This is a genomic window from Nocardia sp. NPDC049220 (genome assembly GCF_040647855.1).
Classification (GTDB): Bacteria; Actinomycetota; Actinomycetes; order Mycobacteriales; family Mycobacteriaceae; genus Nocardia.
Map to the genome: position 1 here is coordinate 82,379 of NZ_JBEZDA010000007.1, position 24,851 is coordinate 107,229.

Here is a 24,851-nt window from a genome sequence, read left to right on the forward strand (position 1 = left end):
GACGGCACCGGCAGCCCGCCGAGACGGGCGACTGGTCGGGTTCCCCGGCGGCAGGCGGTCGGGCGCCGAACCTCGACCAGCAGCAGGCCGATCCCACTCGTCCGCGTCCGGGCAACCCGCAGCCAGGAGCGCACGCTCCGGGCACTCCCGCCCGTGCACAGACTGGGCACCCACCGCAGTTCACGGGCGGTCAGGCGCCAGGCGGCGAACCGACTCCCCCGCGCGACCGCCCCGATCCGACCCGGATAGGCGCCGATCATCCGATCGCAAGGCCGACCGAATCCAACGGCCGCCCCGCCCAATTCGTCGATGGAGCACCGCCGGTCGGCGAGGCTGCCGGTCAATCGCGAAACGCCGCCGAGCAGGGCGCCCCCCGCGGGCGGGAGAACTCCGGCCCGGCGACGGCGCACACTCGAGCACCCGGCGAGCAGCGCCGGCCGCAGCCCCAGAGCTATCCGCCGCCCACTCCGGAGGCGCACGGCACACCGTGGGGCAATCGGCCGGGATTCGCACCGCCGCCCGCCCAGCAGCCGAACAACCCACCGGGCGCGCCTTACCAGCAGCCTTCGCTGGACAACGTCCCGATGCGGCGCGTCAAGCGGGCGCCGGGTAGCGGGTGGCGCAAGGCTGTGCACCATGTCTCCGGCGGTGCGATCAACCCCGGCATGTCCGCGGAGGAACTCAGACTGCAGGAGTTGGTCGCACGGATCCGGCAACCGGTGCGGGGCGACTATCGGATCGCGGTGCTCTCGCTCAAGGGTGGCGTCGGAAAGACCACCACGACCATGGGTATCGGCTCCACCTTCGCCTCCATCCGGGGTGACCGGGTGATCGCGGTCGACGCGAACCCGGACTTCGGCACGCTGTCGCAGCGGGTGTCGCTGCAAACCAGATCCACCGTGCGCGACTTGCTGCTCGACCCGTCGATCCAGCGATATTCGGATGTGCGCAGGCACACCTCGCAGTCCACCACCCGACTGGAAGTGCTTGCCAGCGAACGTGATCCGGCCGCCTCGGAGGCGTTCAGCGAGGAGGAGTATCGCGCGGTCGCCCGCATTCTGCAGCGGTTCTACAACATCATCCTGACCGACTGCGGCACCGGATTGATGCACTCGGCGATGTCGGGCGTGCTCGACCTGGCCCACTCGCTGGTGCTGATCTCCTCGCCCGCGATCGACGGGGCACGCAGTGCCGCGGCGACTTTGGACTGGCTGTCGCTGCACGGACACGATCACCTGGTGCGCAATGCGGTGGTGGTGATCAACTCGCCGCAGGACGGGTCGCCGAACGTCGGCATCCAGCAGTTGCGGGAGTACTTCCTGACCCGCTGCCGGGCCGTGCACATCATTCCGTTCGACGCGCATATGTCCGAGGGCGCCGAGATCGACCTGCACCGGCTGCACAAGCAGACCAAACGTGCGTACGTCGAGCTGGCCGCGACCGTCGCAGACGACTTCGCCACGGACCACCGCCGCTATCGCCCGTGACGCGCTCCGGACCGCGACCGGTGGAGCGTCCGACGTCGTGTGCTGTCCGAAGGAATCGATCGAGCATCGTTCCGACGACTCGGCGTCGCGCACCGCGGTGCTGACGCCGAGTCACCGGCTCACCACTCCGGAAGTCGCCTTCGACCCGCCATGACATCGCGCACCAGATCGTCGTAGGCGTCCGCAAGTTCGGCAAGACGATGCCAGGCACTGTGCAGCAACTCGTCGTGCGCATCCAGGGTCATCAACGCGTGATGCGCGCGCACCGAGGACTCCGCCAGGCGGTCGATCACCGCACCCACCGTCTCGGTGTGCAGAGTCGCGCCCAGCCGATGCTGCGGCACGCCGCGCACCACCCAGTCGTCGATCGCCATGACCAATTCGGCTCTGCGGCGCTCGATTTCGCGAACTACCGACAGCGCGGTATCCACCGACCCGCCGCGACCGACCAGCCGACGTTCGTGCAACACGGCTAGGTCACGGGCAAACCACAACAGCGGACCGCCGACGACACGATGCCCACGACACGCCCGAACGAGTAAGTCGGACATGGGAACTAGTCCGGGCGCCGAAGACTGTACAAAAGAACCGACACACCTCGGTGTGCCGGGGGGAGCCATTACAACTGTTGTATCCGAACCTGCCACGTTGCCTCGCCGTTCATCGCCGCACAACACCGGATCAGGACGTTCATTACAATAAACCTCTGAAGGCACCTGTCAAGCGTTACCCGGCCGTAGGGAGTTACGAAGAGAACACTCTTCGTTACCTGCCCGACCTACCGAGGAGCAAGATGCCGGACGGTCCGATGTATCACCGGATCGCAGACCTCCTCCGCGAGGAGATCCGCGCCGCCAGATGGAAGCCCGGCGACCGACTGCCGAGTCATGTCGAACTAGCTGATCAGATGCAGGTCTCGATTACCACCGCCCGCAACGCGATCCACGTCTTGGTGACCGAGAATCTGGTCTACACAGCTACTTCCCGCGGAACGATCGTCCGAAACCAAGAAGTGCTGGAATCGGTGGTCACCGATCCTATCCGGCCCGACCGGCCGAGGTCCGCGCACGACATCTTCGAAGAGATAGCCAAGGCGGCAGGACGCGAACCGGCCAAGGAGTTCAGCGCGAAGATGGAACCGGCCGGCCCGGAAGTGGCGCTGTGGCTCGGCCTCCCGCTGCACTCCTGGGTGCTGGCGCGCACCGTCGTTCAGTACCTGGACCACGAGCCGTGGTCGTGGGAAGTCAGCTTCTACCCGCGAGACCTGGCCGAGGCCACCGGAATCGATTCCCCGCACGACATCCCCGAGGGGACGACGCGCCGCCTGGCCGACCGCGGGCACGCGGAGACCGCATACCGCGACACGCTGGTGGCGCACCCGGCCAGCGCGGAAGAGGCCGTCGTCCTCGATGTCGCCACCGGCACCATCCTGCTGGACCACCTCCGGATCGGCGCCAACCACGAGCGGGTCACCCGAGCCACCCGGCACCGGTCGATCGCCACCGGCAACCGGCTCGCCTACGAACTCGGCGACGACGAGGGCACCGCCCTCATCCGGAACACGCTCGACTCGTCATCCGGACCGGGCGTCTCGCTGCCATGACCACCCTGCTGCGCCAGGCGACTTCGGGCGATCTCGGGATGATCTGTCGGCTGCGCATCCAACGCACAGCCTGGCTCACCGCACATGGCTCCGATCAATGGACGGTGGCCGGCCGCGGCCGTCCCATCGAGATCTTCGCCAGAGCCGTCGGCGACGCGCTCGACGCGGGCGAAACCTGGATCGCGGAGGTGGCGGGCGAACCTGCCGGAACGATCACCGTCAACGAGCGCGCCGACCCCGGACTGTGGTCCGCTCGAGAACTCGACAACGCGCTGATCGTCCATTTCATGATCGTCGACCTACGCTTCGCCGGTCGGCACATCGGCCACCGGTTGCTCGCCCACGCGGGAAGGCTGGCGTGGCAACAACAACGCAACTGGATCCGACTCAATGCCTGGACCACCAACACCGACTTGCACGATTACTACCGCAGAGCCGGTTTCCACCTCACTCGCATCGCAGGCCCGGTGACGGCCGGACCCTCCCAGGCGCTGTTCGAACGTCGCAGCGACAGCTGGGATTTCGACCGGCTCGCTACAGCGGTGGCAGGTGGGACACCTGGATCATCTCCGGCTCACCGCTGCGGGAAACCAGGGTGCCCCGGCCCGGCGGAAGTTTCGACGAGCGGATGTCACCCAGCAGTTTTCCTTCGTCCTTGGGCGCACTCATCAGCAACGCGTCAACCGAAAGCTCCTTGAGCCTGCCAAGCACCTTGTCGTACAACGCTCGCGACGCACCGCCCGAGCGGCGGGTCACGATCAAGTGCAGGCCGATGTCGCGAGCCTGCGGGAGAAACTCGAGCAGCGGCTCCAGCGGATTCACCCCGGTCGCGACCATATCGTAGTCGTCGACGACGACATAGATCTCCGGTCCGGTCCACCAACTGCGCTCCCGAAGCTGTTTCGGGGTGATGTCCGATCCAGGGATGCGCCTGCCGAGATATGCGGAGACCTCTTTGATCATTCCGATCGAGGTCTGCGACGAGGTCGAGTATCCGGCCAGCTGGTCGCCCTCGATGAGGCCGAGCATGGTGCGCCGGTAGTCGATGAGGATGACCCGTGCCTGCTCGGCATTCGAGTTCTCCACCACGCCCAGGACGATGTTGCGCAGCAAGGTGGTCTTGCCGCATTCCACATCCGCGAATGCCATGAGATGCGGCTGGGTACCGAAATCCAGGACCACTGGTTCGAGTTCGGCTTCCCCCAGCCCGACGACGACCCGCGTCGGGCCGAGTTCGATACCGCGCTCGCGCGCGGCGGCGAGCACGTCCTCGCGCGATATCTCCAGCGGCAGCATGCGCACCTCGGGGGCGCGACGGCCGCCGAAGAGCTCGTTCATCTGTTGCTTCGCGGCGCCGACGCCCTCGGCCAGCGTCTGCGGGTCGGAGTTCGAGTCCAGTCGCGGCAACGCGATGAGCATATGCAGTTTCTCTGGGGTCAGGCCACGCCCCGGACGGCCGACCGGGATGAGCACGGCGGTGCGTCGGTCCATCTCGGAGTCGGACGGGTCACCGAGCCGGAGTTCCAGCCTGGTCCCGATGAGATCCTTGACAGCGGGCCGGATCTCGGCCCAGCGCGACGCCCCGACCATGAGATGGATGCCATAGGACAAGCCCTGCGCCGCGATGGCGTTCAAAGCCGGCTCGAGCATCTCGAATTCGGCGCGGATCGTCGGCCATCCGTCGATCACCAGGAACACGTCGCCGTGCAGATCCTCCGACAGCGGGTGGACCGCACGCTCCTCGGCGGGCAGGCGACTCAACTCCGCCTTGCGCTTGCGGAACTCGTGGATCGACTCGATGCCCAGCTCGCGGAAACGTTCCTCGCGCTGGTGCAGCAGGGTGGTCAGCTCCGCGACGGTCCGCCGGACCCGGTCGACTTCCAGTCTGCCCGCGACCGATCCGACGTGCGGCAGATCCGCCAAGCCGGCGAGGGTACCGCCACCGAAGTCCAAACAATAGAACTGCACTTGTTCGGGGGTGTGGGTGGCAGCGGCCGCCATGATGACAGTGCGCAGGGTAGTCGACTTACCCGCCTGCGGGCCGCCGACCACGGCGAGATTGCCCTGTCCCCCGGACAGGTCGATGACCAGCACGTCACGGCGCTGCTCGTAGGGCTTGTCGATCACGCCGATCGGCAGCCACAGCTGACCGTGCCGGTTCGCCGGCGACCGCCAATCCGGATCGGGTAGCAGCATGTCCACCGAGGGCGACTCGTCCAATGGCGGCAACCACACCTCGTGCGCTGGCCGTCCGTGCCCGGTCAGGCGCTGAACGACCACCTGCAACAGGGTGGCGGGCACTGCTTCGGTGGGCCGGGTGGCCCCGCTCGGTGGCGGCGGCAGCTCGAGCTCACCTGGCGGCGGCGGAAGCTCCGGAAGTCCACGGGCCACCGCACTGTCGAGGAAGGCCGAGTCCTGTTCGGGCGCCTCGACCTCGCTGGCGGTGAACACCACCGCCGACTGGCCGCCCACCGGACGCCCGTCGACCTGTTGCGTGCCACGCGGCGAAACATACGGACCGGACACGTAGCTGGCGTTGAACCGCAGCGGATCGGCCGCGTCGCTCTTGAGGTAGGCGGAACCCGGCACGCTCGGCAGGTGGTAGGCGTCGGTGATGCCGAGCACCGCACGCGATTCGTTCGCCGAGAAGGTACGCAGCCCGATCCGGTAGGACAGATGGCTGTCCAAACCGCGCAGCTTGTTCTCTTCCAGCCGCTGCGAGGCCAGCAGCAGATGCACCCGCAGCGAGCGCCCCAGCCGACCGATCATCACGAACAGGTCGGCGAAATCCGGTTTCTGCGAAAGGAGTTCGGAGAACTCGTCGACGACGATGAACAGCGCGGGAAGCGGGTCGATCTGGGCGCCCGCGGCGCGGGCCTGCTCGTACTCGGTGACGTTCGCGAAGTTGCCCGCGGAGCGCAGCAACTCCTGACGTCGATTCATCTCGCCGGCAAGGGCGTCCTTCATGCGGTCGACCATCGAGAGTTCTTCCTCGAGGTTGGTGATGACCGCGGCCACGTGCGGCAGCGAGTCGAGACCGAGGAAGGTCGCACCACCCTTGAAGTCGACCAGCACCAGGTTCAGCAGATCCGGTGAATGCGAGGTCACCATCGACAACACCAGGGTGCGCAGAAACTCCGACTTACCCGAACCCGTTGCGCCGATGCACAACCCGTGTGGTCCCATGCCGTTCTCGGCGGACTCCTTGATGTCGATCTCTACCGGGGTACCGTCCGGAGTGACACCGATCGGCACCCGCAGCCGCTCACGGAGACTGCGTGGACGCCACACCAGAGCCGGGTCGATCTGCGCGGCGTCCGGAATCTTCAGTAGCGACATCAGGCCCGGATCGGCGCGTGTTTCGTCACCGAGGCTGACGATCTGGGCGGCCGTCGCGACACGGTAGCGGGCCAGGTCTCGGGCGAGCGATTCCGCTTCGGCGCCCGTCACCTCGTCTGCGGTCGCGAACTTCTCGATGCCCGCGGCCGATTTCGCCGCGACCATGCCGTCGCTGATGACCAGCTGTAGCCCACGGCGCACGGCCAGCCCGTTCTGCGGTGCGGTGAGGTCGAGGACTGTGACGGAATCCAGGCCCGCGTCGCTGACGATCCGGTCGGTGCCGCTCACGTAGCCGTCATCGATGATGACGAGCAGGTGGACCCGCCCCGCAGTCGGTTGAGCGTTGCGCATGAAACGGCCGCGCTCGAGCAACTCGGCTGCCATGGCTGTCTCCAACTCGGCTAGCGAGCGGTACATCATCCTGGCCGAGCCCATCCCGTCTCGCTCGACCGGATGCTGTAGGTGCGGCAGCCATTTGGCGAACGACCACGCCGCGCCGTCCGGGTCGGCGCAGATGATGGCGACGGCGGTGTGGTCCGGTCCGTGGAACGCCACGAACTCCATGAGCATCGCCCGCACCAGGGTGCGGGCCTCGGCGGGATCACCTTCGATATTGATGGCCGGAAACGCGCGTAGCGAGATGGCGGTCGGCAGGCCGTGCACCACCGAGTGGGTCCGGACGAATCGGCGCAGCGCCACGGTCGACACCGGCTCCAAGTCCTCCAGCGGACCGGTCTCCGGCCGCGCCAGTTTGGTGGCCAGGCGGTGGCTGCCGACGCCGACGCGCACATGCCCGAAATCCGGGTCGTTCGGTCGCCGCTCCCACATACGCCGAGTGCCGACGATCGATTGCAGGTCAGCCGGGTCGGGGTGGCTCCAGGTCAGGGCATCGAGCTGGGAATGGCCGGTCTTGCGCACATCCTTGCGCACCTGATCCAAGTAGCGGAAGTAGTCCTTGCGCTCCTCGTTGAGTTCGGCAGCCTTCTTCGGACCACCGCCGCCACGCATTCCCGCCATCATGCCGACCATCGACATCAGCATCATCATCGGAAACATCATCATGAACGGGTTGGCCAGGAGATTGCGCCCCATCATGGCCATCATCGCGATCATTCCGACCACGGCCACCACCATGACAAGTGGCATCAGCTTCGTCAGCAACCCGGCCGGTACCGCCCGCGGGATCTCCGGTGGCGCCGTCAGCGCCACTTCACCGCCGGGTGGCCGCGGCGGCGCGATCCGCGGTCTGCGCACAAATCCTTCGGTTGCCATGTCCTACTGTCCTTCTTCCGTACGTTCCGCAGTGTCGATGGCATCGACACGGGTCCGGCGGAACGGAATCGACAATGCGTATCCGATGCCGAGCAGCGCGAGCAAGACGATCGTGCCGATGGTGGCCACTCGCCGGGGCATGGGATCGACGTAGCGCGGCGGCGGCGGCCCGGCGATGGGGCGCGCCGCGTCTGTTCCCGCGCTCACCGGTTGTGCGGGCAGTTGCGCCGTCAACGCCGCCAGCGGGTCGATGAGCCCGTGCCCGAGCTGATCGTCGCGTCCGGCGCCGGGCGCCTGTGCGGTGCGGATGATCCGATCGATCACCTGCCCCGCCGACAACTCCGGAAACCGCGCGCGCACCAGCGCCGCGAGCCCGGAGACATACGCGCTGGCAAAGCTGGTCCCGTTGATGGATTCGGCGCCTTCGTCGCTCTGCACGGCGTTGACCAACCCCACCCCGCCGGGTTTGCTGTCGAGCGAGACGATGTCGCGCCCCGGCGCCGCGACGCCGACCCATGGACCGAATATCGAGAACGGCGACGGCTTGCCGTCGGCTTCCACCGAGGCCACCGACAGCACGTAGGGGGAAAACCATGCCGGGCTCACCGCGGTGTTGACCGCCCCCCAGCCCGAACCGTCGTTCTGAGCGCCGCAAGCACCGCCTTGCTGGATATTTCCAGCGGCGGCCACCACAACGACATTGCGTTCGTAGGCGTATTTCACCGCGGCGCCGAGTGCCCCGTCGACGGGAACGACTCCGGCAGGCGTGCAGGCCACTTCCGAGATGTTGATCACGGTGGCGCCACGATCGACCGCGCGCACGACAGCGGCGGCCAGAGTGAGCACGGTTCCGTACCCCGTGCTCGAGATGGCGCCGGGCACCTCGCGGCGGTTCCGGTCCTTCGGCTCATAGGCCAAGCTCAACTGCCGAATCGCGAGGATCTGCGCGTCCGGTGCGACGCCGACGAACGCGTCATCCGGACTCGGCCGCGCGGCGATGATGCCGGCCACGAGAGTGCCGTGGCCGTCACAGTCGACCATTCCGTTCGAGTCGGAGACGAAGTCTCCGCCGGGCTCCAGGGCTGGTAGGCGCGGATGCGGGTTCACGCCGGTGTCGAGAACCGCGACTTTCTGGCCTCCGCCTCGACTGAACTGCCAGGCGGCGGGCAGGTCGAGAATCCGCTGCGCCAACGGCGCGTCCCGCGGCGGGGCGCCCATGAGCAGAGGTTCGGCGCACACGGATCGCTGCTCGGTAGCGTCAGGCGGTCCGTTGACGGCCAGCGCCGCGCCCAGCGCACCGTCATCGATGGCCGGCGGCGCGATCGCGGACGCCGGAGCGGGCAGTCCGACGAAGCTCAAACCGAGAACCGCCGCGACACCGGCCAGCCGCAGCGGTATTCGTGACTTGTGCTGCCTCGCAATAGCCATCGGTGTCACAGGTTTCTGGCGGCGGAGTACACGTCCATGATCCAGAGCACCAGCGGAATAATGCTGACGATCAGCAGGTATTCGAAGATCTCGCCCATCCGGCGGGTCACCGGCGACATCTCGGTATTCGGCCCGATGACACCGAACACCACCGCGATCGCCGCGACCGCGAGCAGTATCCCGGCGATCGGCACCAGCCATGAGGGATCGCCGAGGGCTACACCGACCATGGTCGCGATCAAGGTCGCGACGCCACCCACGATCAGCGTGCTCGCCTGGGTCAGGTCGGCGAAGGAACGACCCCGCAGACACAGGATGAGCGCGATGACCACGGCCAGCGCGATACCTTGCCACCGCGCCGCGCCGAACGGGTCCGCGCCGATCACCGCCCCGGCTACGGCCGCAACGGTGGACCCGATGAGCACGCCGGACTGGTACTGGTTGGCGGCGCTCGCCCGCAGTTCCAGTCCCACCGCCGACGGAAGGGCGGTGGCGCCGATGGCGCCGATGTCCTCGATAGTGGGCCGTGGTTCGTGGTCGGCCGGGTCGATCGCCGCGCCCGCGGTCGGCACCGGCGGCACCGGCAGCCGCGCCGCCGCGACCGCGATCCGCGGAGCCATGGTGACCACGATGAGAGCGGCCACCATCCCACCGGCAGCGGTCTTCGGCAGGTCCGTCTCCCAGACCATGTGCACGAACGCGGCGACACCGCCGAACAGCGCCATGGTGATGGCCGCGGCGAACATCGTCGCGCCGACGCCGGTGACGCTGTAGCCGACCGCGGCGGCGACCAGGGCCGCGACACAGGCCAGCAGTAGGTGTGGACCGCCGATATCGTTCGGCACGAACAAAGCCGCGCCGGCGAAGAACAAGAGCACCGCGGACAACGACAACATCACGGCAACCAACCGCGCCTGATACATCCGTATCGCGATCACGGCCGCGGCCATCGCGGCCGCGCCGGTGCCGACCGGCAGGAACCCGGTCGCGATACCCGCGCCGTGACTCCTGGCCGCGACCAGCAGCGCGATCGCCGCGAGCACCGCAACGAGGCTCGCGATCAAGCCCACCCACCGGGCCGATGCCGGCGACCAACTTCGGAACATCTCCGTGGTCAACTTCGACACCGCGTCGATCACATCGTCGAACAGCGCGGGCGACTCCTTGGCCGTCACCGACCGCAGAACCAGCAACTCACCGTCGAATACCTCTGCCTCGGTCAGCGTCTGATTGGGCGGGATCGGGTCACGGCCGACCCGGGCCAACGTCCAATGCTGCGTCCGCAGCGGAGCACCCTCCTCCGGGTCGGTGAAGTCCGGGGTGCGGGATTCGATCAATTCGACGACATCGCTGATGAAGGCGGCGATCGGAATCACCGCGGGCAAACCTAGATCGATCTGGGTGTTTCCGCCGATAACCGACACACGGCACAGTTCCGGGTCAACGGCACCCAAGCCGCTGGTCGACGACTCGGTCACGGGTTGGATGACTCCCTACACTCAACGCTGTCCCTAGATGGCAACGAACACAATCTATCGAACAAACCCTCATATGGCAGCCGGTATGCTGAGCGAAGAATCGCTCACACCGTAGGCTTTGGGGGCTCACCCGCATGACTGGCAATCGCCAAGCACAACGCGCCTTCGATGCCGGCGTCTTGTCACTAGGCCTGGTTATCGACGGGCAGGAATCCGCCCGCGACCTCGACTACGCCAAGCTGGCGTTCCAACGGGCTACCGAATGGGATCCCGGTATGTGCGATGCATGGCTCGGACGTGCCGCCGCTGGTGAAGTCACCCGCGAGGTGCTGTTCAACATCTACAAGACCAGCGCGGCAACGCTTTTCCGGGAACAGCGCCGGTTGGGGCTGCGACCGCGCGAGCTTGCGGGGCGCTTCGTGGTCGGCCAGTTCATCGATTACCCGCTGGCCAGCTACACCGAAATCTGGCTGGCGCAGGCCGCGCAATTGATCGCCGAGGGAGACTACGACGAGGCCGAGAAGGTCATCGACGAACTGGCTGTGCACCGGAAGTCCCAACTGTCGCAGCCCGATCGCGAGACCGACGACCGCATCTGCGGGTACGTGCGCGGGGTCCTGCACTATCAGACCCAGCGCTGGCCCGATGTCATGACGGTGCTCGCGGGCTCCGCGGAGTGGGACGACCCCTATCTGGCCGCTGGCGCACACGTGATGGTCGGCACGGCCTGCGCGCAATTGGGGCTGTTCGGTGAGGCGATCCGGCGGATGGAGCGGGCCGAAGAAGGCCCCATCCCCGCGGCCGCGACCACCGCCCGGTTCTGCCGCGGCCTGTGTCTGCGCGAGACCGGGCATGAGGACGACGCCCAGGCATTGTTCGAGAAGGTGTTCTCCGAGGCACCGGATTTCGCGGCGAACACCGCGGCGATGCGAGACCGCAAGTACCGCATCACGGTGTCCACCAGGGAACAGATCGAGGCGCGCACCAACCGCTGGGATCCCGCGTCCGCTCCGTCGACCGAGCAGATGGGCCGCGAGGAGCGCGACGACAAAGCCAAGGTGATCCTCGCGGCCGCGCGCGCGGAGCTGGATGCGCAGATCGGCCTCGCGGCGGTCAAGACGCAGGTCGCCAAGCTGCAGGCGACCGCGCAGTTGGCCAAGATCCGCGCCGAGAAGGGTATGGCCAGCGTGCCGCGCGGACAGCACCTGGCGTTCACCGGCCCTCCTGGCACCGGCAAGACCACCGTCGCCCGGGTGGTCGCCAAGATCTACTGTGGGCTGGGTCTTTTGAAGACCGACAATCTGGTCGAGGCCAAGCGCGCGGATTTCGTCGGCCAGCACTTGGGCAGCACCGCGATCAAGACCTCCAAGCTGATCGACAGCGCGATGGACGGCGTGCTGTTCATCGACGAGGCCTACACCCTGATCCAGACCGGTCTGTCCGGCGGCGACGCGTTCGGCCGTGAGGCGGTGGACACCTTACTTGCCCGCATGGAGAACGACCGAGACCGCCTGGTCGTGATTATCGCGGGATACGACGGCGAGATCGACCGGCTGCTCGCGGCCAACGACGGCCTCGCTTCCCGGTTCGCCAAACGGGTGAAGTTCGATTCCTACACCCCGGACGAGTTGGGCCAGATCGGGCAGTTCATCGCCCACAAAAGAGATTCGAAGATCTCCGACGAAGGTCAAGCGCTGCTCGTGCGGGCGTGCGCGGATTTGTACGACAAAACGAGTACCGATCAGGCCGGACAGCCACGCCGCGGGATCGATCTCGCCGGCAACGGCCGCTTCATCCGCAATGTCATCGAAGCGGCCGAGGAGGAACGAGAGTTCCGGCTGGCCAACGACGACAATCTGGACCTGACCACTGTGGACGAGAACGTTCTGATGCGCATCGAGGCCGACGACATGCGCAACGCCCTCGACGGCGTCCTCTCCACGTTGCGCTAGCTGTCCCGCCTCTCCGCGTTTTTGGCCGGGCTGGGTGCCGCCGACGCCACTGTGCGCCACGCGAGTCCGGCCGAAACGCGGAGCGGCGGGACAGCTCAGTTCGTTGTCGCGCCGGTCGGCAAGGTGTCGTGGCTGACGAGGGCGTTCTTGGCGGACAGGGTCGGGCCGGGGACGATCTGGCCGATGATCGGCCACGGGGCCAGACGTGGTTTCGATGCCAGGCCGAGCACGGCCGCGGTCTCCGGGTCGGGCACCCCGTAGCGGATTCCATTGTCGGCCACATAGAACAGGGTCCCTCGACGGGCGCTCTCCGGATCCATGCCGGTTGCCTGGACGTACTCGCCCGAGTTCGGCGGCAGGTACGCGGCGTCTACCCGATCGCCGGTGCCGTCCGAGGTCGTCAGGGCAACCGGGGTCGCCGAGTCCGCCAGCGGGAGCTTGCGGCCGGCCAGGATCGTCACCGTCGCGGCCGGATCATCAGAGCCTCTGGACCAGGACGTGCACCCGATCTGATATCCCTCGGCGGGTAGGATCTTCGGCGTTTCCTGCGGGAAGTGGTCGACCGGGAGAGTGGTCAGCACCGGTACCCCGACCAGCCGGTCCGGCGGCACCGTGGTGATGTCGCTCATGCCTTGCGAATTCGCGTTGCGAATCACCTGGGCGGCGAAAGGCGTCACCCGCTGCACCCCGTTGGGCAACACGACGTACAGTTCCTCAGCACCGACACCGCGCGCTCTGATCACGCCACCGACGGGTATGTCCGACAGCCGTCCAGGGCCGGGTTCGCCCAGCCGATCGATCTGCGGCGGCTTCAACGCCGGTACCTGAGTGGTCGAGTTCAACAGCCCGGCGCTGACCGGTCTCGGCTGCTGGTTGCGCAACGTCAGCGACCGGTCCAGCACCGAGTCCGCCGGGTCGACCTCCGCGCGCTTGCCGTCGAACATCAGGTAGACCTTGTTCTCGCGCGCCACCAGCAACGCCTCATTCGATCGCAGTGGCCGGGCCATACTCTCGGATTCCGGCTCGACTGCCCCAGCGATCACCGTCGTGTTCACTCCTGGCGAGCGGGCCGCGCTGCCCGCGGCGGACAGCACCACCGAGTCGCACAGCGTCCAGATCGAGCGGTCACCCGTCGCACCGGGCAGGGCGGCGGGAGCGCCGGGAATTCCCAGCAGCGGGCCACGCGGCAGCGACGTCAGTTTGGACGCTTTCACCGAGGTCGGCGACTCGTTGCTGCCCGTAATGAGCCGCGCCGAGGCCAGGTTCAACACCGGATGCAAGGTATCGTTGACCACCGCGTACAGCGCACCACTTTCCTGGGCCATCACGATCTTCGCGTCGTCGACCGATCCCGCCGGCTTCAAAAATGACAGGATCGCAGCGCCCGCGACCACCAGGATGCCCAGTACGGCGCCGATGACCAGCGACCGAACCTGCGACCGCATCGGGTCGTGCAACATTCGCACATCACGGCGGATCAGCGCATGCTCGTACCGGCGCAGCAAGAACCGGTATCCGTTGACTTGCGCACGCGTGGTCAACTGTGCTGGCACGACGCCTCCGAACTGACGCGGGTTGGAGCAGGTCGGATCCTATCCTGCCCAGCTCTTCACTTCCCAACACAAGCATTGATACGTCCGAACACGAGAATTGATCTCGTACCGACATGGGTAACTCGTCGGGTACCGGCTGACCCACCCACCAACTCACCCCCGGTCGCCGACGCCACTCTCGTCGCACCCGAGTCCGGCCAGAAGACACGGAGAGGCGGGACAGGTAGCGAAGGTGGGGAACTTCGGTCCATTATGAGTCCATGGCGTCAACAACGGCCGACCCAGCCGTAGCGGTTCCGGCACCACCGCTGCACTCACCGCAGAACTGGTTGTTCCGAATGCTACCGCTGCGCTTGGTGATTCCGGTCGTGCTCGTCGCGATCGCCATCGCCCTTGTCGCCGTGTCGTTCGACGCACCCACACCCTATGCCGTGGCCGGCGGCGCACTCGTCGCCGTGATCGGACTCACCAGACTGCGCGGCAACTCGCTCGCCGGATTCCTGGACGAGGCGATCACGTTCCGGTGGCACGCCTTCCGCAGCCGTTCCACCGTTGTCAATCACGCGCCGTTCGACGTTCCACTGCTGGAGGGCGGCACGTACGGCATGCGGTGGGATGGCGCACATCTGATCACCATGCTGCGCATCGACGCACCGCCGCGCTTCGTGACGCTGCTCAACCCCAGTGGCCTGAGCACGGGGGACAAGGTTCCGCTCCCGGAGCTCGCGCGCTGCCTGAGCCAGTTCGACATCGGTCTCGCGTCCATCGATGTGATCAGCACCGGGGCGCGAACCTCGGACGCCGGTCCGGTCGCGCGGCTCTATGACCAAATCCTCGGTCCGCTGCCCGCGGTCGCTCAGCGAACAGTCTGGATCGTGCTGCGGTTGAACCCGCTCGCCAACGTCGGCGCCGTGGACCGCCGCGGCGGAGGCTCCACCGGCACGCTGCGATCCGGGATAGTCGCGACTCGGCGCGTGGCGAATCGACTGGCAGCGCGCGGGCTCACCGCCTCGGTGTTGTCCGCGGGGGAGATCACCGCGACGATCCATCAGCTCACCCGCGGCGCTTCGCTCGATCAGCTCAGGGAGACATCCCAGTGCCTCGAGCACGACGGGGTCTATTCCACGTCCTACGAGATGACGCTCGACGCGCTCGGCCCGCGCGGGTTCGCCGATATCTGGGCGACCCCGAGCCTGGCGACGACGATGACCGTGCGGTTACAACGCGCGACGCGCGAGGGCGCACCAGCCCAGAGTGCCGGATCGGCGCCGATCTCGGTGACCGCGACGGTCCGATTCGACACTCGCCACGAGCCTGCACAGGTGAGTGCCCCCGGCCTCATACCTATGCCAGGCAAACAGTATCGGGCGCTGCTGCACAGCCTTCCGATCAGCGCCCAAAGACCGGAACTGCCGATCGACAGCTCTCTCGGCACGCCGGATTCACTGGCCGGCCTGTCCATGCCCATCGCCGGCTGCGGCCAACTGATCGGGGCGGACTCCTCCGGGCAGGGTGTGGCACTGCCGTTGGTTGGTCAGCATGTGCGTCGGATCGAGATCATCGGCGCGCTGCTCATCGCCAAGCAGGTCATCCTGCGCGCCATCGCGTTGGGCGCCACCGTCGTGGTGCACACCAACCGCCATGAGGCCTGGCGGGAGATGGTGGCCTATGTCGACTCGACGCAGTTGCTGTCGCTGGCGGCCTGGTCGGCCGGTTCCCAGCAGGCGAACTCGCATCGGGCCGCATCCGTCATCGTCTATGACGGAATACCGCCGTCGACACACCACTCCGACGCTACGGTCATACTCCTGCGGTCACGTTCGGTCGGTGGCGACCATTTCAACCCCGACATCACCCTGACCGAAGACCCTCGGACCGCGAACCGGGTCACCGTACGGACTGCCGCGGGAACGACAACCGTCGACATGGTTGCGACGCCTTTCGAAATGACGTACCTCGGCGTACCGCGGCCGATTCCGGTGTGACGCGACCTGGGTCGCCGTGTGCACTGATGCCGAGATCACTGCCGTTCGCGCAAACACCATTCCCGAACAGTTTCCAGGTGGCAGTCCGGCTGCCGATGGGTAGAACCGGCCTGGGGCGACGACGAATTGCCCGCGTACTCCACGAAAAGGAGCACACGGGCAATTCTCCGTCCGCAATGCGGCACTGAGTCAGAGGATATCGGCGAAACCGTTGCCAATGATGCCGTCGGCTCCGACTATACGGTGGAACGCCTCCTCGACTTTTACCGCCAGAACATCGAGCTTCTCCAGGGTGTCGGAGAGTTCGCCACTCAACTTCTTGTGCGTGATATCGAAGTTCGAGATGGCCTCATCACCCTTCAAATTCGCACGGAACGCCGTGGCAGCGCCTTCGAGTTCGTCGATCTGCTGCTTCATGGTGGTGCCGTAGCGGTCCAAGTCGCTGATCATCTCATCGATCTTGGCTTTGCTGTAAAGGATCGTCATTGTCTTGTCTCCTTCGAATCGATCGAGTCGCCTACGCCAAGCCGGCCTGGTCGGTGTTCACGATGGTCTTCTTACCCTCGTCCACCGCGGTGGAAAAGGCATCGAGCTTCACGTTCAGACGGGCCACCTCGTCGTGCCAATCAGCGGCTTTGGTCACGAACTCGCTGTGGGCATCACCCTGCCAGCCGGCCGCCACCGCTTGAACGGAGTCATCGATCTGGTTGATCGAGGTCTTGAGGGTCGAGATCGCTTCTGTCATACGGTTTTTGACGCCGTCGATACCGGTCGCCTCGACACCGTATTCGCCGGTGCCCGCGCCGCCGTCGCCACCCAGATTTGTCAATGCCATTGCTTTGACCTTTCGAAATCGTTTGTATTCACTGTGAATGCACCGTCGCCACGGCACAGTTGATCGCTCGTCCTATCTGATGCGTCGACTAGGGCATCCACCTTCCTCCGGGCAGGGATTCGACCAGGGCGGAAATCGCCTGCGCGATCCGGTGGTCGGAGCCCGGGGTGAAGGTGGACCAGACCCGGAGGTCGGCAGCGGCGCCGGGGCTCGCCACGATACGACCCCGTGCGGTGTCGTACACGGCCACCGCCCCGGACGATCGGGAACTCGCGCCGTCCTCGTGGACATAGGCGACGATTTCGGCATGTGCGTGGCAGCTCGACATCGCCAGGCCGAATTCGATCGCGTCTCGCGCGTCGACCACGCCGAGCGCGTACAGCGCCTGGGTGAAGTCACTCGACGAGGTCGCGCCGTCGAGACGTTCGCGCAGTTCGCCCGCGGGAGCGCTGAAGCTGGCGATCTCAGCGGGCCGGCACGCGCCGAGCGCGCCGAGCACCGGGCGCGCGAGCGCGGCGCCGTCATCATCGGCCCAGGTGGTGCGGATATCGAAGACATCGCCGGTCCGGACGACGACGGCGTGCTCGCTGCCCCGACGCGCCAAACAGACTCGCACCGGGCCGTTTTCGGTGTAGACGCGAGCCACGAGTTCGCGGTCGGGCTGGGAAAGGGTCGACAAGGCGGCGGCGAGTTCGGGGGCGAGTTCGTCGTAGCGGTCGACGAGACCGGACGCGCGCAAGCCGGTGAGGGCCACCCGCTGTGCTTCCTCCCATGCCTCGGCCGAATCCTGTTGGGGGCCGACTCCGAGTACCAGCGGCAGCGTCTGCACACCGAGCAGGCCGGACGCGACGAGCAGGCTGTCGTTGGTCATCGTCGGCATGCCGGTCTCCTGCCACACGGCGCGGTCATGACGCCGCCTCGGTCGGCGCCGATTCCGGCCGTGCCTGCTCGGGCGCGGCGCCGAGCACCGGCGGAGCCGCGTCCAAGCCCGCTTCGATCTGCAGCCCCTCCCCCGGCCGCGTGGCGGCCACTGCGGCGCGTACGACCCGTTCGGTGTCGCCCGCGGCCGTGCCGGGATTCATCGCGCCTGGCACCATCCGGCTCGCCGCGTTGTCGGTGACGACCGGAGTCGACTCCACCGGAACGACTTCCGGCGCGGCGACCGATTGCGACACCGTCTGTGCGCGGTAGGCCGTTTTCGCCCGCGGCATCGATAGCCCGGCCAGATTCGGCATACCACCGATGCGGGGTACCCCGCGAGCGGCTGCGGCCGCCGCCGTAGTCTCGGCTGCCCCGGCCTCGGCCTCCAGCGCGGAAGCGGTCGCGATGACCGGCGGATGCCGCTGCTGCCATGGCATGGCCAGCGGGGTGGCGGCCGCCTCGTAGCTCTGCATGACGCGCGCGGCGTTGGCCTTGGCCATATCCTGCTCGGAATCGACTTGGGCGGCGGCGGCGACCAGCGGTGCGCCGAGGGCGGCGCCGGCCTGCTCGATTCCGTGCTTCGCCGCTTCCAGTGCCGCGATCTCGGCGACATGCGGCATCGCCAGACGCGCCACCTCGTGGGCGACGGCCTGCGCGCCCGCCTTGGCGGCGTTCTGGCTTGCCGCCGCAGCGGCGTCGATCAGCCACTCACGCAGCTTGGCGATGCGCTCGTGCACGGCTTCGCTCTCGCCGTTGCGCCACGATTCCCGGATATTCAGCAGGATCTGTTCGTAATCCGCAACAGCCGCACCGAAACTCGCAGCCAGTTTCGCCCATGCCATGCTCGCGTCGGCCATCGGCGCGGCGCCGGGTCCGGTAGTCAGGTCCTGTGCCAATTTCTCGGTTGGTCTGGCCTGCCAGACCACACCGGTGAAGCCGATTACCGGTGGTTCGACCATACCCGCCGCCCCGGGTCAGCTTCTTCCGAAGTCGGCGGCACTATCGTCCTCCATCTGCAACAGCACATCGGTGTGGGAACGCAACGCGGCCGCCAGTTTTCGGATCTCCAGCACGCCCGCGGTCGCGGACTCGCCGTAAGAGGACGCGACATCGCGCATCGTCTCCGCCGTACGGCCGGATACTTCGTCCAGGCCGGCCGATTCGACGGCCAGCGCGGGCAGACTCCCGCGCAGGTCAGCGTCCAGACGCGCCGCGAGAGCGTCCAGGTCGGCGGCGGACTTGCGGGCCCGGATCGGATCGAATTCCATGACGTCCTCCTGTCAGAGGGTGAGCGACTTGTCCGGCGACTCGGAGTCCAGCGGTTCGGCTGCGCCGACCACCGGCACCGAGGCACCTTCGATATTGCCGACGACCTCATTGCCATGCTGCGCGGTGACCAGCTCGCCGCGCAGACCTTCGGCCGACTGCTCGCCGGCGCGGGCCATGCCCGCCGCTCCCGCGCCGCCTCCCATCGGCATCATGCTCGGTCCGGAACTCACGCCACGCATCGCCGAAGTGGACGTGGTCGACGTAGCTTCGGCCGCTGGCATACTCGCTCCCGCGACGCCGAGCGGTCCGGCCGCGCGCACGCCCGACCACGAGGCCAGTTGGCGCGGGGGGGTTCCCGCCGCGCCGCCGCCTACCCCGATCGGCCCGGCGCCGATGCCCGGCATGCCGCCACCGTTCTCACCGAGCTTCAATCGCTCCCGGTCCTTTTCGACGTCCGAGATCGACTTCGGCACATTCAACGATGTCTGCGCGGCTTGCAGCGCCTGCCCGCCCGTGGTCACCAACTGAGTCAGCGGGCCCAGCAACTGCATAACCTGCGACACCGCCTGCATCGGGTCCACGTTCTTCGGCGCGTTGGTGACCGGCACCTTCTGCCCGGTCTGCGTCATCACCGCGCTGTGCACGGTGAGTTCGCCACGGGTCTTGGCGACCACGGCTGTTGCCTCGGCGAGCGTTTCGGTGGTCAGCGCGACCAGGAACAGCTGGCCACCCGGTGTCCCGAGGAACGGCGCCGACGCGGCGAGCGAGGTCATGAACTTCGCGACGATCGCCGCCATCAAGGCCGCGCCCTGGAACACCGTTCCCGCGGCCGCCGTGACACCCGCGGAGGTCGCCGTGCTCTGGCCCGCGACCGCCGTACCGTCGGCCGCCACCTGCCCGGCCTTCTCCGCCGCGGCTGACGCGGCCATGCCTTGCCACAGTTGCATCGCCATCTGTAGCGCGGAACTGCCGAGCACCACCGCGGTCTGCACAACGGAGGAGACCTGCGACAACACCTGCGCTGGATCGAGTTGCGGCGCGGCGGGTAACTGCCCGCTGCCGAAACTGCTCGACAGATCGGTCAGCGGTTTGGCCAGCAGGGACAGGTCGATCACCGGAAGCGGCGGAAACTCGGGCAGCGGCGGCAGTCCCGAGATGTCCGGCAGCGGCGGCAATCCCATGTCCTTCAGGACATCGTTGACGGGTCGGTCCAGCATGGGGCCCACGGCGCTCTGGCGCAGCAGGTCGAGAACAGCGGGGTCGAGCGGCGCGTTCATATCGACGTGCTGATCGTTCCGAAATCGCCGGCCGAAGTGTCATCGGTAAGGTCGTAGGTCGCGGCGCCCCCGTGCGAGGCCACCGCGGTCATGCCATGCACATGCGCGACCTCTGCCACCGACATCATATTGTTGGCCTGCGCCACCGCGAAGGCGGCGAGGAAATCCTGTCCGATCAGGCCGAACACCGGGATCGCCGCGGCTATCGTGGCAGCCTGATTCGCCGCGCCCGCTGTGGCGACTTCGACGGCCGTGGCCGCCGAAGCGTCTCCATACCCGCGGAGGGCATCGGTAACTACAAGAACCTTGTCCATCAGGAACCTCCGCTGCCGGTAGACGATTGATCCGGTAGGCCCAATGTACTGGATCGACCTTCCGATCACTCAGTACTGGGAATAGGGCGGAATTCACGCTGACGTTGCGGATATCTCATTTATGGTCCTCGGCCGCTTCTTCGTTGAAGTCGGTTACCAGGGCGCCACGTTCGGCAAATGCGCGGCGGGCCGCCGAAGCCGCTGTGCTCACCAGGGTCTGCTCGAACTCCGCGGGCGACAGTTCGGCGATCTTGCCGGACAGTTCGAGATCTACCAGCGCGCCATTACCGTCGACCACGGTTGTCACCGCACCGTCGGTCGAGGTCTCGCGCACCCGGACCGCGGTCATCCGGTCGGCCAGGTCCCGCAATCGCTCGAGCTGGCGGTGCGCTCGGGCCTCGAGCGCGTCCATCGCCTCGTTCATACCGACCTCAGCCAGCTCTGCGGCTCGACCTCGTACTCGACCTCGTCCATCAGCTCTTTGCGCGCAACGTCTTCCGGCTTGGGTAAACCGGTCAAGGCAAGGACATCGCTGGTGAGCCCGGCCTCCGCCAACTCGGCCCGACGAGCCAGTCCGGCACGATTCGCCGATTGCTTGCACAGCCGGAGGATCTCGCGCGCCAACTCCCCTGGCTCGCGCCGTAACTCCGCACGCTCGACCGTGATACCGACCGGCAGTCCCTGTTCGGTGGTCTCAACCGAGATCGAGCCACTCTTGGACGCTGCTCTCCACATGGCATCCCTCATCCGCTCGTCGTATTCGGAAATTCTACGGGCGCCGACCGCCGAGCGATCCGCGACGACAGCCGCTGCGTACTCGTAATCCAGGTCATCGCTATGGCGTTCGGTAGCCGGGACGACATCGAGAAGTCGGCTGGCGCCGATCCGGGCAGCCGCGACTTCGACATACTCATGATCCGCACGGGCCACCTCCTCCATATATAGAGGTGTACACCCATGACATCTTCTCCTCCTGGCGTCAACCACCACTGACGGGAAGGGGATGGACCCATGCGATGCGCACGTCCGTGTCACTATGGACCGGATTGTCGGTGATAGTCAGGAGCGCGACCCATGGGTGACACCACGGCCTTGCCGCTGTCGGGGGCACGGACTCGGAGGCACGGATGACCTATCCCGGCCACCCGCCGGCCCCCAGCGTCGGCCCGGTCGCGACGACCAAAGACAAGAACCCCTGGACAGGACTCACGGCCAAGACGAAAACCGGAGACCTCGAGAAGGACATCAGGTTCGACTACCTCGCGGCTCAAAAAGCCGCAAACGAATGCGCCGACGCGATCGGCGGTATTCTCCGCGTCCAGGAGAAGATCGGCGGCATGTCCCCGCTGCAACGGCTGAGCCAGCTGGACTCCGGAGGCCTGCTGGCGATCCAGTTCAACAATACCCTAACCGGGCTGAACGGCGTGCTGGATACCCACAAGACGGTGTTGAACCAGATGATGGACCTGTTCATATCCGCGGGAAAGAAATTCATCGATACCGACCTCGATTCTGCCGCAGGATTCGACGACAAAACAAGAAAGAGTATTGCGGCGAATTTAGACAGCATTAGACCACCCAAAACGGGGGGTAAATTCCTCACCAAAGCGCCGGATATCGACAAAGTGGCGAAGGTGAAGTATTTGGACGATGACGCCGACCCAACCCCCTTTGGCAGCCGAGACTTTATCAACAAAAACATGACGGCTGACGAAAAAAGAATGGCCGAAGCTGCCGACGCGTCGGCCGATGTGGCCAAGACGGGCACACTGGGAGACCATACCCTGGATTTCGCGGACTCCACCCAGACACAACCGGCAGCACTGAAGCAGACGCGACTGGAAACCGGCCCCAACCCCGAGAACCCGTACAGCCAGGGGTGGAAAGACCTTCACCTGCTCGGCAAATCGACCGGAAATGCGATCAGCCAGGTACTGGAGGCCAAAAGAGACTGGGAGTGGATGGCCAAGGAGCTGAACGAAGCGGTAGGCACCTTCGCCAGGAATATAGCGAACACGTCCGATCAATCCTGGAAAGGGAAGAGCAAGGGCGAGGCAATAGGCGCGGTGCGGAAATATCATCTGCAATCCAGCGACATGACCGGGCGCATGCGCACCGTCAGCTCCATTCTCGACGATACCGCGAACTGGTTGAACACAACCAGTAAAAGCATGCCCGAGACAGAAAAACCTCCAGGGGAAGTGACCATAACTCCGACGGACTCACTGATCGACTCGAGTTCATACACAAGCGGCGGCGCGATCGCCGCCGCGAGGAATAAACGAGATCTCGGGATATACCGACAGAACATGGAGAACTCCTATGTTCAAGGAGTCCAGGCGTCTTCGTTGTTCATTCCGACGCTGAACGAGTTGCCGGTGCCCGCCGCGAAGAAACCCGGCGCCAAACCAGACGCTGAGAACCCCGACCGCACCGGAAGCGGCAGCCAATACACCGGAGGCGGCCCGGGGGGCGGCCCCGGAGGCGGCCCCGGCTACGCACCGATCGGCTACACCTCGACCAGAGCGCCACAGAGCATCGGCGACGACCTCGTCCCCTCGGCGGCCGGCGGCCCGGACATCGCGCCGAGCGGGGCAAGAACCATCGACCGCACCATCACGACTCCGGATAGCGTGCCCGACAGCGCCGGTCAGGCGGCGAACGGTCTCAGCCAGGCGGCCGACATGGCGCAGCAAGGCGTGCAGCAGGGCATGAACGCCGCGGCGCAGGCAGCTCAGGCGGCGCAGGCAGCGCAGCAAGCGGCGGCCATGGGCTCCGGACTGGACAGCCTCAACAACGCGGCCAGGGCTGCCGGTCTCCCCGGCCTCGGCACACCGGGTGGGGCGGGTGGGCTCGGCGCCGGAAAGATCGGCGGCATAGGCGGCGCGGGTGCCGCTGCGGCCGCACTACAGAAGGAAGCCGAAGCGGCGCGGTTGTTCCCGCGCGCGAACCTCGCCGGGCCGGCGGGGTCGGCGCTCGGACGTCTCGGAATCCCCGGATCCGGAATCGCCGCGGCCGGAGCGCCTGGATCACCCGGCCCAGCCGGAGCCGGAGCGGGTCAGGGACAGGGTCAGGGCAAGGACCACAAACGCGCCAACTACCTCGACTCGAAGACGCACCTGGAAGAGGCGTTGGGTGAGGCGCCGACGGTAGTCAGGGCTGTTGTGGAGAAATGACCCGGACCTGGACCTTCACCGATGTCGAGTTCGTCGTCGCGTGGGAGACCGCGCAAGCTGATGTCTTACCGCCCCCGTTCGTATTCACCAGTCGGACCAAGTATTACAACGACTATCTGCGTGAGAAACGGGAAATCCGCGACCAGCTGCGTGACAAACTCAACGGTGGTTTCGGCGAGGTGGTGGACGTCGTCGCGCAGCCGGACATCCGGATCGAGCTACACGGCTGGGGCAGCGACGAGGAGGACGCCGCCAGTCAGATCCGGCTACTCGCGGTCCGCCGCGAGGGCTACGGGTATCTGCTGAAACAGCTTCCGGGCGAGACGGCCTGGCACAGCGGCGGCTACACGGTCACCGAGTGCGCGCCGCTGGCGCTCGCCGAGGCCCTGACGGCGGAGCTGCCCGAGGTGGCCGCGGGCGAACTCGATGACATCGTGCTCGCCAAGCAGACCAACAGCGCCGACCTGGACTTCTCCTACGGTCGGTCGTTCGTGCACGACTCCTTCGACGACACCGTCGAACAACAGGCAGACCACTTCCTGCGCGCCCCGACCACCGGCCAGGGCATCATCGAGATCGCCCAGGGGATGTCCCTATTCGGCCCGCGCGGGGTGACTCGCAAGCAGCTGTTCTGGCGGGACCTGGACGGCGACGGGCGCTACGCGATCACCGCCGAAACCCCGCAGGTCGCGGTGGCGGCCGACACCAAACGGCTCACCATGCTGGTGAACTCCGGCATCGCGGAAGTGGTCAAAGCCATCAAAGACGAACGGCGATAGGCAACTTTTCTCGTCGTCGACGACTACGACACTTCCGGGGCCATCCCGAGCCGGTCCGCGGATCAGGCACCAGGTCGGACACGGAATCATCGACGCTGTGGTGTGGATGCGGCGACCTCGCACCGCGAGCGTAGGTGGTGTCTCGCCGCGGGATATTCGGCACGTGTAGTTGGATCATGCGGC

General features: G+C 66.6%; 19 protein-coding genes and 2 pseudogenes. 7 read left to right on the top strand and 14 right to left on the bottom strand.

Annotated features, from left to right (window positions below; genetic code table 11):
* Nucleotides 1-563 precede the first annotated feature (563 nt).
* Nucleotides 564-1,487, top strand: a pseudogene (locus AB0C34_RS18570) (MinD/ParA family protein); the annotation flags it as partial.
* 119 nt (nucleotides 1,488-1,606) lie between these two features.
* Here AB0C34_RS18570 and AB0C34_RS18575 read toward each other — a convergent pair.
* On the bottom strand, nucleotides 1,607-2,038 hold the full coding sequence (locus tag AB0C34_RS18575) for a DUF4254 domain-containing protein (RefSeq protein WP_357073996.1): 432 nt from the start codon (nucleotides 2,036-2,038) through the stop codon (nucleotides 1,607-1,609).
* Nucleotides 2,039-2,280: 242 nt separating this feature from the next.
* Between AB0C34_RS18575 and AB0C34_RS18580 the strand changes: the two genes are divergently transcribed.
* A complete protein-coding gene (locus tag AB0C34_RS18580; protein WP_357073999.1) occupies nucleotides 2,281-3,090 on the top strand; it encodes a GntR family transcriptional regulator in 810 nt (269 codons plus the stop codon).
* 38 nt (nucleotides 3,091-3,128) lie between these two features.
* A pseudogene (locus AB0C34_RS18585) lies at nucleotides 3,129-3,524 on the top strand (GNAT family N-acetyltransferase); the annotation flags it as partial.
* 100 nt (nucleotides 3,525-3,624) lie between these two features.
* Here AB0C34_RS18585 and eccCa read toward each other — a convergent pair.
* From eccCa to eccD, 3 genes are read right to left on the bottom strand one after another with little or no spacing between them, the layout of a single operon-like run.
* A complete protein-coding gene (gene eccCa / locus AB0C34_RS18590; protein WP_357074002.1) occupies nucleotides 3,625-7,701 on the bottom strand; it encodes a type VII secretion protein EccCa in 4,077 nt (1,358 codons plus the stop codon).
* 3 nt (nucleotides 7,702-7,704) lie between these two features.
* Nucleotides 7,705-9,129 carry a type VII secretion-associated serine protease mycosin gene (mycP, locus tag AB0C34_RS18595; RefSeq protein WP_357074005.1) on the bottom strand — a complete coding sequence of 475 codons (1,425 nt, stop codon included), beginning with the start codon at nucleotides 9,127-9,129 and terminating at the stop codon, nucleotides 7,705-7,707.
* 5 nt (nucleotides 9,130-9,134) lie between these two features.
* Nucleotides 9,135-10,607 (bottom strand): type VII secretion integral membrane protein EccD, encoded by a 1,473-nt coding sequence (gene eccD / locus AB0C34_RS18600; RefSeq protein WP_357074008.1) that lies wholly within the window; start codon nucleotides 10,605-10,607, stop codon nucleotides 9,135-9,137.
* A 134-nt stretch (nucleotides 10,608-10,741) separates the two neighbouring features.
* Here eccD and eccA point away from each other — a divergent pair, with 134 nt between their 5' ends.
* Nucleotides 10,742-12,559 carry a type VII secretion AAA-ATPase EccA gene (eccA, locus tag AB0C34_RS18605; RefSeq protein ID WP_357074011.1) on the top strand — a complete coding sequence of 606 codons (1,818 nt, stop codon included), beginning with the start codon at nucleotides 10,742-10,744 and terminating at the stop codon, nucleotides 12,557-12,559.
* A gap of 95 nt (nucleotides 12,560-12,654) precedes the next feature.
* Here the strand turns inward: eccA and eccB are convergent, their stop codons facing one another.
* Nucleotides 12,655-14,112, bottom strand: coding sequence for a type VII secretion protein EccB (gene eccB / locus AB0C34_RS18610; protein WP_357074014.1), 1,458 nt, complete (start codon nucleotides 14,110-14,112; stop codon nucleotides 12,655-12,657).
* A 260-nt stretch (nucleotides 14,113-14,372) separates the two neighbouring features.
* Here eccB and eccE point away from each other — a divergent pair, with 260 nt between their 5' ends.
* Nucleotides 14,373-16,097, top strand: a complete 1,725-nt coding sequence (gene eccE / locus AB0C34_RS18615) for a type VII secretion protein EccE (protein ID WP_357074017.1) — start codon at nucleotides 14,373-14,375, stop codon at nucleotides 16,095-16,097.
* A gap of 189 nt (nucleotides 16,098-16,286) precedes the next feature.
* Here the strand turns inward: eccE and AB0C34_RS18620 are convergent, their stop codons facing one another.
* The 9 genes from AB0C34_RS18620 to AB0C34_RS18660 form a co-directional block, all read right to left on the bottom strand.
* The gene (locus AB0C34_RS18620; RefSeq protein WP_357074020.1) at nucleotides 16,287-16,583 is read right to left on the bottom strand and encodes a type VII secretion protein EsxR; all 297 of its coding nucleotides are present in this window, start codon (nucleotides 16,581-16,583) and stop codon (nucleotides 16,287-16,289) included.
* A gap of 31 nt (nucleotides 16,584-16,614) precedes the next feature.
* The gene (locus AB0C34_RS18625; RefSeq protein ID WP_357074023.1) at nucleotides 16,615-16,989 is read right to left on the bottom strand and encodes a WXG100 family type VII secretion target; all 375 of its coding nucleotides are present in this window, start codon (nucleotides 16,987-16,989) and stop codon (nucleotides 16,615-16,617) included.
* A gap of 31 nt (nucleotides 16,990-17,020) precedes the next feature.
* The gene (locus AB0C34_RS18630; protein WP_357074026.1) at nucleotides 17,021-17,812 is read right to left on the bottom strand and encodes an ESX secretion-associated protein EspG; all 792 of its coding nucleotides are present in this window, start codon (nucleotides 17,810-17,812) and stop codon (nucleotides 17,021-17,023) included.
* A gap of 25 nt (nucleotides 17,813-17,837) precedes the next feature.
* Nucleotides 17,838-18,812 (bottom strand): PPE domain-containing protein, encoded by a 975-nt coding sequence (locus tag AB0C34_RS18635; RefSeq protein WP_357074029.1) that lies wholly within the window; start codon nucleotides 18,810-18,812, stop codon nucleotides 17,838-17,840.
* 15 nt (nucleotides 18,813-18,827) lie between these two features.
* Complete coding sequence (locus AB0C34_RS18640) at nucleotides 18,828-19,121, bottom strand: PE domain-containing protein (protein WP_357074032.1); 294 nt, start codon at nucleotides 19,119-19,121, stop codon at nucleotides 18,828-18,830.
* A 12-nt stretch (nucleotides 19,122-19,133) separates the two neighbouring features.
* Nucleotides 19,134-20,399, bottom strand: coding sequence for a hypothetical protein (locus tag AB0C34_RS18645; RefSeq protein WP_357074035.1), 1,266 nt, complete (start codon nucleotides 20,397-20,399; stop codon nucleotides 19,134-19,136).
* Nucleotides 20,396-20,713, bottom strand: coding sequence for a type VII secretion target (locus tag AB0C34_RS18650; RefSeq protein ID WP_357074038.1), 318 nt, complete (start codon nucleotides 20,711-20,713; stop codon nucleotides 20,396-20,398). Before AB0C34_RS18650 ends, AB0C34_RS18645 begins: the two co-directional genes overlap by 4 nt.
* 115 nt (nucleotides 20,714-20,828) lie before the next feature.
* Complete coding sequence (locus AB0C34_RS18655; protein ID WP_357074041.1) at nucleotides 20,829-21,137, bottom strand: YbaB/EbfC family nucleoid-associated protein; 309 nt, start codon at nucleotides 21,135-21,137, stop codon at nucleotides 20,829-20,831.
* Nucleotides 21,134-21,652, bottom strand: coding sequence for a hypothetical protein (locus AB0C34_RS18660; RefSeq protein ID WP_357074044.1), 519 nt, complete (start codon nucleotides 21,650-21,652; stop codon nucleotides 21,134-21,136). Before AB0C34_RS18660 ends, AB0C34_RS18655 begins: the two co-directional genes overlap by 4 nt.
* Nucleotides 21,653-21,840: 188 nt before the next feature.
* On the opposite strand from AB0C34_RS18660, the gene AB0C34_RS18665 reads away from it, so the two are divergent.
* A complete protein-coding gene (locus AB0C34_RS18665) occupies nucleotides 21,841-23,889 on the top strand; it encodes a hypothetical protein (RefSeq protein ID WP_357074048.1) in 2,049 nt (682 codons plus the stop codon).
* Nucleotides 23,886-24,668 carry an ESX secretion-associated protein EspG gene (locus tag AB0C34_RS18670; protein WP_357074051.1) on the top strand — a complete coding sequence of 261 codons (783 nt, stop codon included), beginning with the start codon at nucleotides 23,886-23,888 and terminating at the stop codon, nucleotides 24,666-24,668. Before AB0C34_RS18665 ends, AB0C34_RS18670 begins: the two co-directional genes overlap by 4 nt.
* Nucleotides 24,669-24,851: the final 183 nt, after the last annotated feature.